The sequence below is a fragment of the Elusimicrobiota bacterium genome (assembly GCA_016182905.1).
Classification (GTDB): domain Bacteria; phylum Elusimicrobiota; class Elusimicrobia; order UBA1565; family UBA9628; genus GWA2-66-18.
Genome location: JACPFR010000008.1, coordinates 1 through 12,651, shown reverse-complemented (window position 1 = coordinate 12,651; position 12,651 = coordinate 1). Strand labels below are relative to the sequence as shown.

The following is a 12,651-nucleotide window of genomic DNA, read 5'->3' as shown; positions in this document are numbered from 1 at the left end:
ATGGCCATGTCTATGCAGGCGCAGCTCGCCGTTTTCAAGCACCTCGTCACGCAGAAGCTGAAGGGCGTGGAGAAGTATCCGCTCGTCATGATGCTCGAGCCCCTGTTCGCCTGCAACCTGGAGTGCGCCGGCTGCGGCAAGATCCAGTACCCGACCGACATCCTGCGCAAGCGCATGACCCCGCAGGAGGTCTTCGACGCCGTCGAGGAGTGCGGCGCGCCCATCGTCTCCATCGCGGGCGGCGAGCCCCTGATCCATCCCGAGATCCAGCAGATCGTCGACGGCCTCATCGCGCGCAAGAAGCCCGTGTACCTCTGCACGAACGCGATCCTGCTCGAGAAGAACATCCACAAGTTCAAGCCCTCCCCCTATCTCATCCTCTCCGTCCATCTCGACGGCGTCGAGAAGACGCACGACCGCATGGTCTGCCGGGAAGGCGTGTACAAGACCGCGATCTCCGCGATCAAGCTCGCCAAGAAGCTCGGCTTCTGCGTGATGACGAACTCCACCATCTTCCAGGGCGAGTCCGTGGAAGAGTTCCGCGAGTTCTTCGACCAGAACATGGCGATGGGCCTCGACGGCATGATGATCTCCCCCGGCTACGCCTACGAGAAGGCGCCCGAGCAGCAGCTGTTCCTCAAGCAGGAGCAGTCCAAGGCCTGGTTCAAGGAGGCGCTCAAGGACTGGCGCCAGAAGGGCTGGGCGTTCAACCACTCGCCCTTCTACATGGACTTCCTCGAGGGCAAGCGCACCTACGACTGCACGCCCTGGGGCAACCCCTTGCGCAACGTCTTCGGCTGGCAGCGCCCGTGCTACCTCATGAACGAGGGCGGCTACGCGAAGACCTACAAGGAACTGCTCGAGACCACGGACTGGTCCAAGTACGGCCACGCCTCCGGCAACCCGAAGTGCCTGAACTGCATGACGCACTGCGGCTTCGAGCCCACCTCGGTGGCCGACTCTTTCTCGAGCATCTCCAGCTTCTTCGAGATGGTCGCGGACTTCGCCTCGATCAAGGCGCCGAAGAAGGTCGCCTTGTCGTACGACCGCAACGGAACCTACGAGGAAGTCCTTGCCAAGGCCGAGCCCAACGAACCGGCCGGCAAGCACTGATGGACTCGGCGTTCCTGACGGGCGGGACGGGCTTCGTCGGAGCCTCTCTCGCCCGTTTGCTTTTGCAGAAGGGCCTCAAGGTGAAGGCCCTCGCGCGGAAAGGCAACGACCGGAGCAACCTTGCCGGGCTGGACGTCGAGATCGTGGAAGGCGGGCTTCTTGATAAAGCCGCGATAGCGGAGGGCGTCAAGGGCTGCCGTTATGTCTTTCACGTGGCCGCCGACTACCGGATCTGGATCCCCAATCCCGCGGACATGTACGCGGCCAACGTCGAGGGAACGGAAAACGTATTGAGGATCGCGGCGAAGGCCGGCGCGGAAAAGATCGTGCATTGTTCCTCGGTCGCCGCGGTCAAAGTCCCCCACGACAAGACGCCCGTCGACGAGACCAGCGAATATTCATCGCTCGAAGAGATCGTCGGAGACTACAAGAAATCCAAGTTCCAGGCCGACGTCCTGGCCCGGCGCTTGGGCAAGGAAGGGCTCCCGGTCGTGACCGTCAACCCGGCGGCGCCCATCGGCGCCTACGACCTCAAGCCCACGCCGACGGGGAAGATGGTCGTCGACTTCTTGAACGGGCGCATCCCCTCCTACATCGACACGGGCCTCAACATCGTGCACGTCGAGGACGTGGCCATGGGCCACTGGCTGGCCGCCCAAAAGGGCCGGACCGGCGAGCGCTACATCCTGGGCGGCGAGAACCTCACGCTCAAGCAGGTCCTCGATCTGCTGGCCGACGTCTCGGGCCTTCCCGGCCCCAAATTCAAGACCCCATACGCGATCGCCTACGCGTTCGGCGCCGTCGACACCGCGATCGCGGTCCTGCGAGGGACCACGCCGATGGCGCCGCTCGATGCGATCAAGATGGCCAAGCACTACATGTGGTTCTCGTCGGAGAAAGCCAAGGCCGAGCTGGGCTTCGCGCCCCGCGCGGCCAAGCTCGCGCTGAAAGATGCGGTGGAGTGGTACCTCGCGAACGGCTACGCGAAAGCCGCCGCCTAGCGATTAGCCAGCGGACGGGCGATGATCCGCCCGAGTTCCGCTTCCGAAGTGCCCAGGGCGAGATGAGACCTCACCAGGAGATCGAGCGAAACCGTCGAATCACCGGCTTCCATCTTGGCGAACCGGCTCTGGCTCGAATGGATCGCCTTGGCCGCTTGAACTTGCTTCAGGCCTCTCTTCACGCGCGTCGCCCTCAGGCTGTGCGCCAGCTTCAGCTTGACCTCGATAAAGGCCGCTTCCTCGGCCGACAGACCGAGAAACTCCTTCACGCCGGTAAAGCGCCATCCTTTCCCCTCGAGGCGTTTACGCTTGGCGTCATTCATCGTCGTATCTCCTGAAGCGGTCCTTGCAAACATCGATCACTTCTCTCGGCGTCTCCCGCGTCTTCTTCCCGAAGACTTCGGCTATCACGACGGCGTCCTGATCGACTCGGTATATGATCCGCCATTTCATCGTCTCGTCCGTGATCCTCAATTCATGACATCGCGCACCGATCGCCGGCATCGGCCTCGATTGCGGCATGCTTAAAGACTCTCCCTTTTGCAGGCGCCTCAGGAGGAATCCGGCTTCCAGGCGCGCCTTCGCGGAGAACGGCGGAGTCCGCACCTCACCGTGCAGCCAAGCCAGCGGCTTGTCGTCGCCGCTCATCTAACCTCAGTATATGTCAGAACTGACATATTGTCAATAGGCAATGAACGTGAGGCTGGGAGGAGAGCGTGTCTCACTCGTAGATCCCGCGCCGGTGCCCGAGATCGATGACGAGCACGAGAAGCTCGCCGCGCCGTATCTCGTACAGGATCCGGTAGCTGCCGAACCGGTGCGACCTCAGGCCCTTGAGTTCGCCGTGGAGCGGCTTCCCCTCCGCAATGGGATCCCGCGCGATCGTCCCGAGCGCGGCGACGAAGCGCTGGTACAGCTTCTTGTCGGACCGGAAGACCCGTTCGAGGTCCTTCTCCGCCTGCCGGCTCAGCTCGACTTTATACACCTTCCAGCCGGCGCCGGAGCGCGTCCAGGGCTACGGTCCCTCCGGAGCGCCCTTCTTTCCACGACTTTCGGATCCGCTTGGCGGCGGCCTTGTCGGAGAGGATCTCGATGGTCTCGAGCAGCCCCTCGTAATCCTCGGGGCTGATGAGCATCATGACGGGATGCCCTCGCCGCGTGACGATGTACCGGTCCAGCTTCGTCTCGACGGAATCCGCGACTTGAGGGAGCCCGGGGCGCAGCGCTTTGAGCGTGATGGTCTTGAGCATCTCATAAGTATACACCAACGAGTACATTTCGCAAGCCCCCGGGTCAGCGCGGCCGGAACGGCTCCGAGGGCGGGCCGTAGGCCGTATCGAACCTCGCGAACTCGAAGCAGCACGGGCACACCTCGGCGAAACCCGCCCGCGTCAGGACCGCCTCCGTCCATCTCCCTCCCGCGGCCGCGAGAGCCTTGTCGCAAGCCGAGCACCAGGCCGTTTCCAAGTCGGGCGACCGCGTCGCGTGGAAGCCGATGCGTCGATCGGACATCGCCTGGACCGCACGAACGATGTGCCGGCAGGCGATCGGAGGCGTTCTCCTCCCGTGCTTGCGTCGCGATGGTTTCTGGGTATCGATCATGGCGTCCTCCCTGAGGCCCGAAAAGGGAGCCTCCTTATCATACGACCGCCCCCCCGGAAAAGTTCCCTCCGGCCGTCTGAAAAGCCGGTTCCGAAGGCCCCAAAAAATGGGATAATACCAGCCGATGGCCCTTTTGATGGAAGATCCGACCGAAACCGACGAAACGCCCCGCGTTCCGCTCCCCAAAACCCCGATCCTGATCACCGCCGCCACCCAGTGGGAGGCGCGGCCCCTGGCGAAAGCCCTGGATCTGGAGCTCGCGGGCGACGGCCGCTTCGAGGGCGTGGTGGCGGGACGCCGCCTGGTCCTGCTCAAGACCGGGATCGGCGCCCAAAAAACCGCGGAAAAGCTGGCCGAAATGAGCGGCACCGAGTGGCTGCTCGCCATCAGCGCCGGCCTGTGCGGGTCCATGCAGAAGGACGTCCGCCACGGGGACATCGTGGCCGACGTGCGCGAGGTGGAGCTCGACTTCGTCGCCCCCCTGAAGGAGACGGCGGTCAAGAACGCCGCCCCGTTCCACTTCGGCAAGATCCTGCACACCAATATCGTCCTGAAGCCCGCGGCCAAGCTGGCCCTCGGCCGGGAGCACCGCGTGATCGCCTGCGACATGGAGACCGCGGCCGTGCGCCGCTGGTCCGACGGGAAGGTCCCGACGATCGCCGTGCGCGCGGTGCTCGACGAGATGCATGAGGAGATCCCTTCCGAGGCCCCGGAGGGCGAGGACGCCGCCTCTCTCGCCCGCTTCGCCTTGGCCAACGCGTCGTCCATGCCCGCTTTGATCAAGACCGGCTGGCGCTCGGCGCGGGCGATGAAATCCCTGTCCCGATTCCTCACGGCTTACCTGGAGGCCATTTGAACACCACGCTCGCTCGCGCCATGGAGAAGAACACCGCCGCCGTCGACACGGCCATGGAGAAGCTCCTCGCCCCCACCCCCGATCTTCCCGAGTCCATCCGCAAGGCGATGCGCTACTCGTTGTTCGCCGGCGGCAAGCGCCTGCGTCCCACGCTCGTCCTCGAAGCCGCCGAGTGCTGCGGCCTGGGCGCGAGGAAGGCCCTCAAGACGGCGGCCGCGCTCGAGATGATCCATACGTATTCGCTGATCCACGACGACCTCCCCGCGATGGACGACGACGACCTGCGCCGGGGCAAGCCCACGAACCACAAGGTGTTCGGCGAGGCGATGGCCATCCTCGCGGGCGACGGCCTGCTGACCAAGGCCTTCGAGGCCGCGGCCGAGAACGCGGCCGACCTGAAGCTCAAGGGCCGCGAGACCGCGGAGCTGGTGCGCCTGATCGCGTACGGCGCCGGCGGAGAGGGCATGGTCGGCGGGCAGGTGGCCGACCTCGCTGCGGAAGGCATGTCGAAGAAGATATCCAAGAACGCCGCCGCGAAGGTCCTCGAGGCGGTGCATCGCCGCAAGACCGGCGCTCTCATCGTGGCCAGCCTCGACGCGGGCGCGGTGCTCGCGGGCGCGACCGACGCGAAGCGCGACGCTCTTCGCTCCTACGGCGAGTGCATCGGCCTCGCCTTCCAGATCGCCGACGACGTCCTCGACGTCGTGGGCGACAAGAAGAAGCTGGGCAAGCGCGGCAGCGACCGCGACAACGACAAGCTGACCTACGCCTCGCTGTACGGGGTGGACGGCGCCCGGGCCAAGGCCCGCGCGCTCGTCGAGATGGCGCACGCGCACCTGAAGGGGTTCGGCCGCAAGGCCGACGTGCTCCACGATCTGGCCGACTACATCATCGCACGGGATAAATGACCATGGAACTGCTCAAGGATATCGACTCGCCGTCGGACCTCAAGAAGCTCAAGCCCGATCAGCTGCCCAAGGTCGCCGCGGAGGTCCGCGCGTTCATCCTGGACACCGTCTCGAAGCTCGGCGGCCACCTCGCCTCGAGCCTGGGCTCGACCGACATCACGGTCGCCCTCCACTACGCGTTCGACACGCCCAAGGACAAGCTCGTCTGGGACACCGGGCATCAGACCTACGGCCACAAGATCCTGACGGGCCGCCGCGAGCGGATGAACACGATCCGCCAGTTCGGCGGCATCTCGGGCTTCCTCAAGCGCAACGAGTCGGAGTACGACTCGTTCGGCGCGGGCCACGCGTCCACCGCGATCTCGGCCGCCCTCGGGATGGCGGTCGCCCGCGACCTCAAAGGGGAGTCCAACAAGGTCGTCGCGATCGTCTCCGACGGCTGCATGACCGGCGGCGAGGCCTACGAGGGCCTGCAGAACGCCGGCCAGGTGCAGACCGACATCATCGTCGTCCTCAACGACAACCAGATGTTCATCTCCAACCGCGTCGGGGCGCTGGGGACCTTCCTGTCCAAGCTCCTGACGATGGGCGCCGTGCGCGGCGCCGAGCACGAGGTCAAGAAGTTCCTCGCCCGCTTCCAGTTCTGGGGCGAGTCCATCCTGCGCGTGGCCAAGCGCGCGAAGGTGCTCCTGTTCCCCGGCATGCTGTTCGAGGAGATGGGCTTCACCTACTTCGGCCCGGTGGACGGCCACGACGTCCAGCAGCTCGCCGCGGTGTTCAAGCACGTCAAGACGCTCAAAGGTCCCATCCTCGTGCACTGCGTGACGAAGAAGGGCAAGGGCTACGCCGCCGCCGAGGAGGACCAGTACACGTGGCACGGCCCGGGCAAGTTCGACGTGGCGACCGCGAAGATGCTGAAGACCCCCGTCACCAAGGCCCCGCCGCCCACCTACACGGCCGTGTTCGGCAAGTCCGTCGTGCGCGAGGCCGAGAACGACCCGCGCATCGTCGGCATCACCGCCGCCATGCCGGAAGGCACGGGCATGGACGCCTTCCGCGACCGCTTCCCGAAGCGCTACTTCGACGTGGGCCTGGCCGAGGAGCACGCGGTGACGTTCGCCGCGGGCCTTGCCGCCGAGGGCTACCGCCCGATCGTCGCGATCTACTCGACCTTCCTGCAGCGCGCGTACGACCAGATCGAGCACGACGTCTGCCTGCAGAAGCTGCCGGTGATCCTGTGCCTCGACCGCGCCGGCCTCGTCGGCGAGGACGGTCCCACGCACCACGGCGTCTTCGACTACTCGTACCTGCGCATGATCCCGGGCATGACCGTCATGGCCCCGGCCGACGAGAACGAGCTGCAGAACATGCTGCGCACCGCCATCGAGCTCAACGCCCCGGTCTCCATCCGCTATCCCCGGGGCGCCGGAATCGGCGTCGCGATGGACGCCGAGCCCAAGGCCGTGCCCGTCGGCAAGGGCGTGCGCCTCAAGGACGGCGTCGACGTCACCTTGCTCGCCGTCGGCAACCGCGTGCACCCGGCGCTCGAGGCCGCCCAGATCCTCGAGGACAAGGGATTCTCCGTCGGCGTCGTCAACATGCGCTTCGTCAAGCCGATGGACGTCGAGCTGCTCAAGGAGTGCGCGGCGAAGACCCCGCGCCTGGTGACGATCGAGGACAACGTCATCCAGGGCGGCTTCGGCTCGGCCGTCCTCGAGGCGCTGACCCCCGGCCGCGCCGAGGTCCTGCGCCTCGGCCTGCCGGATTCCTTCGTCGAGCACGGCGCGCCGCACCTGCTGTACGACGCCGTCGGCCTGTCGGCCCCGAGGATCGCCGAGCGCGTCGCCGCCTGGCTCCCGCAGAAATCCCGCGCCGCGACCCCGAATTAGGAGACATGAGATGACCACTTCGTCCCCCTCCCAGATCCGCATCGAGAAGCTCGTGATCGCGAAGATCCGCGGCTTCTGCGCCGGCGTCGTGCGCGCCATCGAGGTCGTCGAGCGCGCTCTCGAGCTGTGCGGCGGCAAGGTCTACGTCCGCCACGAGATCATCCACAACCGCTACGTCGTCGACGAGCTGCGCCAGAAGGGCGCGATCTTCGTCGAGGAGCTGACCGAGGTGCCCAACGGCTCCTGGCTGATCTTCTCCGCGCACGGCGTCGGCCCCGACGTGGTCGCCGAGGCGCGCGCGCGCCAGCTCAAGATCATCGACGCGACCTGCCCTCTGGTCACCAAGGTCCACCTCGAGGCGATCGCGCTCGCGAAGAAGGACTACACGATCGCGCTGATCGGCCACCGCGACCACGTGGAGACGATCGGCACGCTCGGCGAGGCGCCGGAGCACATGGTCGTCGTCGGCTCCGTCGCGGAGGCCGAGACGATCGAGGTCCCGAACCCCGACAAGATCGCCTACCTCACGCAGACGACCTTGTCGCTCGACGACACGCGCGAGATCGTGGCCGTGCTCAAGCGCCGCTTCCCGAAGCTCGGCGCGCCCAAGAAGGACGACATCTGCTACGCGACGCAGAACCGGCAGAACGCGGTCAAGGCGATGGTGCCCTCGATCGACCTGCTGCTCGTGCTCGGCGCGCCGAACAGCTCGAACTCCAACCGCCTCGTCGAGGTCGCGCTCGCCAAGGGCGTCAAGTCGCGGCTCATCGAGCGCGCGGCCGACATCAAGGACGAATGGCTGGAGGGCGTCAAGACCCTCGGCCTGACCAGCGGCGCGTCGGCCCCCGAGATATTGTTCCAGGAGGTCGTCACCCTCTGCAAGGAGCGCTACGGCGTCAAGACGATCGAGGAGCTCGAGACCGTCGAGGAGAACGAGCACTTCGGCCTGCCCTACGAGCTGGTCAAGATGATCAACGAGAAGGGAGCCAAGGCGTGAGCCGCCCCGGGATCTGGCTGCAGCCGCGCCACGGCTCGAAGGAGGCGTTCGACAAGGACTTCCCGACCATCGACGCGTCCGGCGGGACGGTCGCCTGCCCCGGGTGCAAGGAGACGGTGACCTTGGCCCGCCGGTCCGCGCAGGGCAAGGTCGGCGGCTGGTGCAAGAAATGCAACAGAGGAGTAGGCATATGACGAAGACTTTGACCGAAGAGCTGGTGATCGAGAAGGTCGTCCCGGCCGAGCCGGACCTCCAGGAGCGCCCGGACGAGGAGATCGACCTCGCCCGCATCCCCAAGCGCGCCCCGCCCTCCAAGGGCATGTGCATGCGCTGCGGGGAGAACAAGCCGATCAACCGCCTGATGCTGTGCTACCCGTGCTGGGTCAAGTCCCAGCTCGAGAAGGACGGCTGGAAGGAAGGCGAGCCCCATCCCGACTCGTGCGGCTGCGAGGGCATCAACGGCCATCCCGGCCGCAAGTCCGTCGGCAACTGACGTCACGCGTTCGTCGCCTGTCCGCGACGCGGCCGCCATGGCGGATTTCCCGCGCCCGCGCTAAACTAAGCCCAGGAAGCAAAACGCCCCCCGGCGGAGACAACGCCGGGGGGCGTACTTTTTTTGCGGCAGGCTACTTGAAGACGTTTTTTCTGTAGTGCTTCAGCTCGGCGATGGACTCGTGCACGTCGGCGAGCGAGAGGTGCTGCTTGCTCTTGGAGTACACGTACTTCTGCTCGGGGTACCAGCGCGAGACGAGCTCCTTTATGGAGGAGACGTCGATCGAGCGGTAGTGGAAATAGTCGTGCAGGCGCGGCATGTACTTGACGAGGAAGCGCCGGTCCTGGCCGATGGTGTTGCCGCACAGGGGCGACTTGCCCGGAGCGCACCAGGGCGACAGGAAGGCCAAGGTCTGCACCTGCGCCTCGAGGACGGTGACCTGGGAATCGCGGCAGCGCTGGGTCAGGCCCGATTTGCCGTGCTGCTCGACGCACCACGGGTCCATGTCGTGGAGGACGTCGTCGGGCTGGTGGATCGCGAGGCACGGCCCCTCGGCCAGCACGTTCAATTCCCCGTCGGTGACGACGGTGGCGATCTCGAGGATGACGTCCTTCTCGGGGTCGAGGCCCGTCATCTCGAGGTCCAGCCAGACCAGGTTCTTTTCGTCGGGGGACGCCATGCCGCATGATACTAAAATCCCGAGTGACCTTGGTCACATTGCGCATTCTTGACAGGGCCCCCCCCGTCTGTTAGACTTCGGAAATGCGGGGCCCGAGGCCCGGCAGGAGGACACATGAACAACCGTTTCAGCCGCATAGCCTTGATGCTCGTCGCCGCCCTCGCCTTGGGCGCCTGCGGCGGAGCCAAGAAGTCTCCGATCGCCAACAACGCCCCGGAGTGGGTGAACAAGGGCTCGGGCGCCATGAAGGACAAGGACGGCAAGCAGGTGTTCTACGGCGTCGGCATCGCCCAGGGCATCCGCAACCGCGCGCTGGCCGTCTCCGCCGCCGACGACCGCGGCCGCGCCGAGCTGACCAAGATCATGAACTCCTACGTCACCACGCTGACCAAGGACTACATGGCCTCCATCACCGCCGGCGACATGACGAAGTCCTCCGAGGAGCAGATGGTCTCCAACACGATGAAGAACTTCGCCAAGTTCACCCTCCACGGCTCGGTCCCGGTCGACCACTGGAAGGATCCCGCGGACGGGACCCTGTTCGCGCTCGTCAAGCTCGACATGTCCGCCGTGCAGCAGAGCCTCAACGAGTCGAAGGAGCTCGACGCCAAGGTCCGCGACTACGTGAAGGCCAACGCCGAGAAGGCCTTCGACGAGCTGGCGGCCGAAGAGGCGAAGCATTAATGATGCACAAGGAGATGCTCAAGGCCCTTCCCCTCATCGTCCTGGGCCTCGCCCTGTCCGCGTGCGGCGGCACCTCGGTGCACCGCATGGACGCGGGCGAGGTCAAGGACGTCAGCGGCCGCTGGAACGACACCGACTCGCGCCTGGTGGCCGAGGAGATGATCACCGACTGCCTGGCCCAAGCCTGGTATCCCCGGGCGCTCAAGGAGACGGACGGCAAGGAGCCGACCGTCATCGTGGGCACGGTGCGCAACCAGTCCCAGGAGCACATCAACACGGACACCTTCGTCGAGGAGCTCCAGCGCGCGCTGATCAACTCGGGCAAGGTCGAGTTCGTGGCGAGCAAGGGCGAGCGCGGGGAGGTCCGGGACGAGCGCCTGGACCAGGACACGAACGCCTCCGAGGAGACGCGCACGGCCCACGGCAAGGAGACGGGCGCGAACTACATGCTCAGCGGGACGCTGAACCAGATCGTCGACCAGGAGGGCGGCAAGGCCGTCGTCTACTATCAGACGAACCTCAAGCTGCTCAACATGAAGTCGAACAAGATCGCCTGGAACGGCCAGAAGAAGATCAAGAAGTTCGTCAAGCGCTCCAAGGCCGGCTGGTAGGCCATCGAATGGGCGTCACACGGCCCCGCCTTTCTCCCCGGAGAGGCGGGGCCGTCCGTTTCCTGCTGGTCCTCCCCCTGCTCGCGGCCTGCGGAGGCCCCTCCGGCGAGATGCGCAAGCAGGTCAACGGCCTGATCGCGGCCCGCGACTTCGCCGGGGCGCAGGCCCGCATCGAGAAGGGCAAGGAGCCCTCCTACGGCCGCAAGAACCAGGTGCTCTATTACCTGGACCTGGGCGCGGTCCAGCACGACGCCGGCAAGTTCAAGGAGAGCGACCAGAGCCTGGACAAGGCCGAGCGGCGCATGGAGGAGCTCTACACGAAGAGCGTGACCCGGGCCGCCGGGACCTTGCTCCTCAACGACAACACGACCGAGTACGCCGGCGAGCGCTTCGAGCGGGCGATGGTCAACGCCTACCGCGCGCTCAATTTCACGTTCCTCGGCGACCTCGAGGGCGCCCTCGTCGAGGTGCGCAAGCTCTCCCGCCTGCTCCAGGAGTACGCCGACGTCTACAACGGCAGGAAGACCGCGTACAAGGACGACGCCTTCGGCCAGTTCCTCGCCAGCCTCCTCTACGAGGACGACGGCCGCCTCGACGACGCCCGCATCGCCCGGGAGAAGTCCCGCGCGGCCTACAAGGCCTACGCCGCGGCCTACGGCACGGCGACGCCCTCGCTGGAGCCGTACGGCGGGATGAACGGCGGCGGGGAGCTCGTGTTCCTCCACTACAACGGCGTCGCCCCCCGCAAGGTGAGCAAGTCCTTCTCGGTCGCCTGGCGGGACGCCGCCGTCGCTCTCGACGCCTCCAAGGACGACGAGGCGGAGTCCGCCAAGGCGAAGAACGCGATCCGCGCCGGCCTGCTCGGCCAGTCCATCACGGTCTCCTACCCCGACTACGTCCAGGATCCGTTCCAGATCGCGGGCTCGGCCGTCGAGGCCGCCGGCGTGAGCGCGCGGACCGAGCTCGCCTCGGACCTGGCCGCGATCGCGCAGAAGGACCTGGCCGAGCGCCAGGCCGTCATCCGCACCCGCGCCATCGCGCGCGCGACGGTCAAGTTCGTCCTCGCCAAGGCGGTCGCCGACGAGGTCGCCAAGAAGTACGGCAAGAACTCCTGGCAGCACCTGCTCGCCCAGGCGGGGAGCGCCGCGACGTCCGCCGCCACCGAGGGCGCCGACACCCGCGCGTGGGCCACCTTGCCCGCCCAGTTCCGCGTCGCCCGCCTGCGCCTGCCGCCCGGCACGCACGACGTCGTCGTCGATTATCTGGGGCCCACCGGAGCCAAGCTCTCGACGCAGACCTTCAAAGACGTCGTCATCCGCAAGGGACGGCGAACCTACCTCCACGACAGGACCGCTCTATGAAAAACATGACCCTGCTCACTTTGGCCGTCGCCGCCGCGCTGATGTCGGCTTGCGGAGGTTCCTCGTCCCTCAAGTCCTCCTCGGGCGGCGCGAGGCCGTCATGGGTCGAAGGCGAGAGCCCGCGCTGGACGCGCGCGCAGAACGTCCTCGGCGTGGGCAGCGGCGACGACGAGGAGTCGGCCGCCGACCGGGCGCGCGGCGAGATCTCCCGCGTGTTCTCCAGCGCCGTCAGCGTGAACACCACCGTCGACGAGAGCGAGACCACGGTGAACCAGGGCGGCCGGACGAACACCTCGTTCTCCCAGTCCGTCGCCCAGAACGTGCGGACCGCGTCGAAGAAGATGCCCGAGGGCGCCGAGGTCGTCGAGCGCTGGAAGGACGCGGCGACGGGGCGCTATTACGCGCTCTCCGTCCTGAACAAGGGCAAGGCCCTGTCCGCCGTCGCCGAGAAGACATC

General features: G+C 66.4%; 18 protein-coding genes. 12 read left to right on the top strand and 6 right to left on the bottom strand.

All coding sequences use genetic code 11. The features are described 5' to 3' along the window. Positions 1–1,113 (top strand): adenosyl-hopene transferase HpnH, encoded by a 1,113-nt coding sequence (gene hpnH, locus HYV14_02780; protein ID MBI2384919.1) that lies wholly within the window; start codon positions 1–3, stop codon positions 1,111–1,113. Then, the gene (locus HYV14_02775) at positions 1,113–2,114 is read left to right on the top strand and encodes an NAD-dependent epimerase/dehydratase family protein (GenBank protein MBI2384918.1); all 1,002 of its coding nucleotides are present in this window, start codon (positions 1,113–1,115) and stop codon (positions 2,112–2,114) included. Before hpnH ends, HYV14_02775 begins: the two co-directional genes overlap by 1 nt. On the opposite strand, the gene HYV14_02770 is transcribed toward HYV14_02775, so the two are convergent. The 5 genes from HYV14_02770 to HYV14_02750 all read right to left on the bottom strand — a co-directional run bounded on the left by HYV14_02770 (position 2,111) and on the right by HYV14_02750 (position 3,716). After that, positions 2,111–2,437, bottom strand: coding sequence for a helix-turn-helix transcriptional regulator (locus HYV14_02770; protein ID MBI2384917.1), 327 nt, complete (start codon positions 2,435–2,437; stop codon positions 2,111–2,113). The two genes, HYV14_02775 and HYV14_02770, sit on opposite strands and share 4 nt — an antisense overlap. Next, positions 2,430–2,762 carry a type II toxin-antitoxin system RelE/ParE family toxin gene (locus tag HYV14_02765; protein ID MBI2384916.1) on the bottom strand — a complete coding sequence of 111 codons (333 nt, stop codon included), beginning with the start codon at positions 2,760–2,762 and terminating at the stop codon, positions 2,430–2,432. Before HYV14_02765 ends, HYV14_02770 begins: the two co-directional genes overlap by 8 nt. A gap of 73 nt (positions 2,763–2,835) precedes the next feature. Beyond that, positions 2,836–3,099, bottom strand: coding sequence for a type II toxin-antitoxin system RelE/ParE family toxin (locus HYV14_02760; protein MBI2384915.1), 264 nt, complete (start codon positions 3,097–3,099; stop codon positions 2,836–2,838). After that, positions 3,092–3,364: a type II toxin-antitoxin system Phd/YefM family antitoxin gene (locus HYV14_02755; protein MBI2384914.1), complete on the bottom strand. Its 273-nt coding sequence runs from the start codon at positions 3,362–3,364 to the stop codon at positions 3,092–3,094. Before HYV14_02755 ends, HYV14_02760 begins: the two co-directional genes overlap by 8 nt. A 43-nt stretch (positions 3,365–3,407) precedes the next feature. Next, positions 3,408–3,716 (bottom strand): hypothetical protein, encoded by a 309-nt coding sequence (locus tag HYV14_02750; GenBank protein ID MBI2384913.1) that lies wholly within the window; start codon positions 3,714–3,716, stop codon positions 3,408–3,410. Between the two features lie 124 nt (positions 3,717–3,840). Between HYV14_02750 and HYV14_02745 the strand changes: the two genes are divergently transcribed. From HYV14_02745 to HYV14_02720, 6 genes are read left to right on the top strand one after another with little or no spacing between them, the layout of a single operon-like run. Beyond that, positions 3,841–4,572: a hypothetical protein gene (locus tag HYV14_02745; protein ID MBI2384912.1), complete on the top strand. Its 732-nt coding sequence runs from the start codon at positions 3,841–3,843 to the stop codon at positions 4,570–4,572. Positions 4,573–4,592: 20 nt separating this feature from the next. Next, positions 4,593–5,480, top strand: a complete 888-nt coding sequence (locus tag HYV14_02740) for a polyprenyl synthetase family protein (protein MBI2384911.1) — start codon at positions 4,593–4,595, stop codon at positions 5,478–5,480. 2 nt (positions 5,481–5,482) lie between these two features. Further along, positions 5,483–7,369, top strand: a complete 1,887-nt coding sequence (locus HYV14_02735; GenBank protein ID MBI2384910.1) for a 1-deoxy-D-xylulose-5-phosphate synthase — start codon at positions 5,483–5,485, stop codon at positions 7,367–7,369. Between the two features lie 10 nt (positions 7,370–7,379). Next, positions 7,380–8,366, top strand: coding sequence for a 4-hydroxy-3-methylbut-2-enyl diphosphate reductase (ispH, locus tag HYV14_02730; protein ID MBI2384909.1), 987 nt, complete (start codon positions 7,380–7,382; stop codon positions 8,364–8,366). Continuing rightward, the gene (locus HYV14_02725; GenBank protein ID MBI2384908.1) at positions 8,363–8,560 is read left to right on the top strand and encodes a hypothetical protein; all 198 of its coding nucleotides are present in this window, start codon (positions 8,363–8,365) and stop codon (positions 8,558–8,560) included. Before ispH ends, HYV14_02725 begins: the two co-directional genes overlap by 4 nt. Next, entirely contained in the window at positions 8,557–8,859 is a 303-nt protein-coding gene (locus HYV14_02720; protein MBI2384907.1) for a hypothetical protein, read from the top strand. Before HYV14_02725 ends, HYV14_02720 begins: the two co-directional genes overlap by 4 nt. A gap of 133 nt (positions 8,860–8,992) precedes the next feature. On the opposite strand, the gene orn is transcribed toward HYV14_02720, so the two are convergent. Next, the gene (gene orn / locus HYV14_02715) at positions 8,993–9,538 is read right to left on the bottom strand and encodes an oligoribonuclease (GenBank protein ID MBI2384906.1); all 546 of its coding nucleotides are present in this window, start codon (positions 9,536–9,538) and stop codon (positions 8,993–8,995) included. Positions 9,539–9,652: 114 nt separating this feature from the next. Between orn and HYV14_02710 the strand changes: the two genes are divergently transcribed. The 4 genes from HYV14_02710 to HYV14_02695 form a co-directional block, all read left to right on the top strand. Next, a complete protein-coding gene (locus HYV14_02710) occupies positions 9,653–10,222 on the top strand; it encodes a hypothetical protein (protein ID MBI2384905.1) in 570 nt (189 codons plus the stop codon). A gap of 2 nt (positions 10,223–10,224) precedes the next feature. Continuing rightward, positions 10,225–10,833 carry a penicillin-binding protein activator LpoB gene (locus tag HYV14_02705; GenBank protein MBI2384904.1) on the top strand — a complete coding sequence of 203 codons (609 nt, stop codon included), beginning with the start codon at positions 10,225–10,227 and terminating at the stop codon, positions 10,831–10,833. Between the two features lie 8 nt (positions 10,834–10,841). After that, positions 10,842–12,194: a hypothetical protein gene (locus tag HYV14_02700; GenBank protein ID MBI2384903.1), complete on the top strand. Its 1,353-nt coding sequence runs from the start codon at positions 10,842–10,844 to the stop codon at positions 12,192–12,194. Further along, the coding region (locus tag HYV14_02695) for an LPP20 family lipoprotein (protein ID MBI2384902.1) at positions 12,191–12,651 on the top strand (461 nt) is incomplete at its 3' end. The genes HYV14_02700 and HYV14_02695, both read left to right, overlap by 4 nt.

Coding starts and splice junctions, on each gene's coding strand:
- HYV14_02770 (MBI2384917.1), bottom strand. CDS start 2,437: ATGAATGACGCCAAGCGTAAACGCCTCGAGGGGAAAGGATGGCGCTTT.
- HYV14_02765 (MBI2384916.1), bottom strand. CDS start 2,762: ATGAGCGGCGACGACAAGCCGCTGGCTTGGCTGCACGGTGAGGTGCGG.
- HYV14_02755 (MBI2384914.1), bottom strand. CDS start 3,364: ATGCTCAAGACCATCACGCTCAAAGCGCTGCGCCCCGGGCTCCCTCAA.
- hpnH (MBI2384919.1), top strand. CDS start 1: ATGGCCATGTCTATGCAGGCGCAGCTCGCCGTTTTCAAGCACCTCGTC.
- HYV14_02745 (MBI2384912.1), top strand. CDS start 3,841: ATGGCCCTTTTGATGGAAGATCCGACCGAAACCGACGAAACGCCCCGC.
- HYV14_02775 (MBI2384918.1), top strand. CDS start 1,113: ATGGACTCGGCGTTCCTGACGGGCGGGACGGGCTTCGTCGGAGCCTCT.
- HYV14_02735 (MBI2384910.1), top strand. CDS start 5,483: ATGGAACTGCTCAAGGATATCGACTCGCCGTCGGACCTCAAGAAGCTC.
- ispH (MBI2384909.1), top strand. CDS start 7,380: ATGACCACTTCGTCCCCCTCCCAGATCCGCATCGAGAAGCTCGTGATC.
- orn (MBI2384906.1), bottom strand. CDS start 9,538: ATGGCGTCCCCCGACGAAAAGAACCTGGTCTGGCTGGACCTCGAGATG.
- HYV14_02740 (MBI2384911.1), top strand. CDS start 4,593: ATGGAGAAGAACACCGCCGCCGTCGACACGGCCATGGAGAAGCTCCTC.
- HYV14_02750 (MBI2384913.1), bottom strand. CDS start 3,716: ATGATCGATACCCAGAAACCATCGCGACGCAAGCACGGGAGGAGAACG.
- HYV14_02710 (MBI2384905.1), top strand. CDS start 9,653: ATGAACAACCGTTTCAGCCGCATAGCCTTGATGCTCGTCGCCGCCCTC.
- HYV14_02705 (MBI2384904.1), top strand. CDS start 10,225: ATGCACAAGGAGATGCTCAAGGCCCTTCCCCTCATCGTCCTGGGCCTC.
- HYV14_02720 (MBI2384907.1), top strand. CDS start 8,557: ATGACGAAGACTTTGACCGAAGAGCTGGTGATCGAGAAGGTCGTCCCG.
- HYV14_02700 (MBI2384903.1), top strand. CDS start 10,842: ATGGGCGTCACACGGCCCCGCCTTTCTCCCCGGAGAGGCGGGGCCGTC.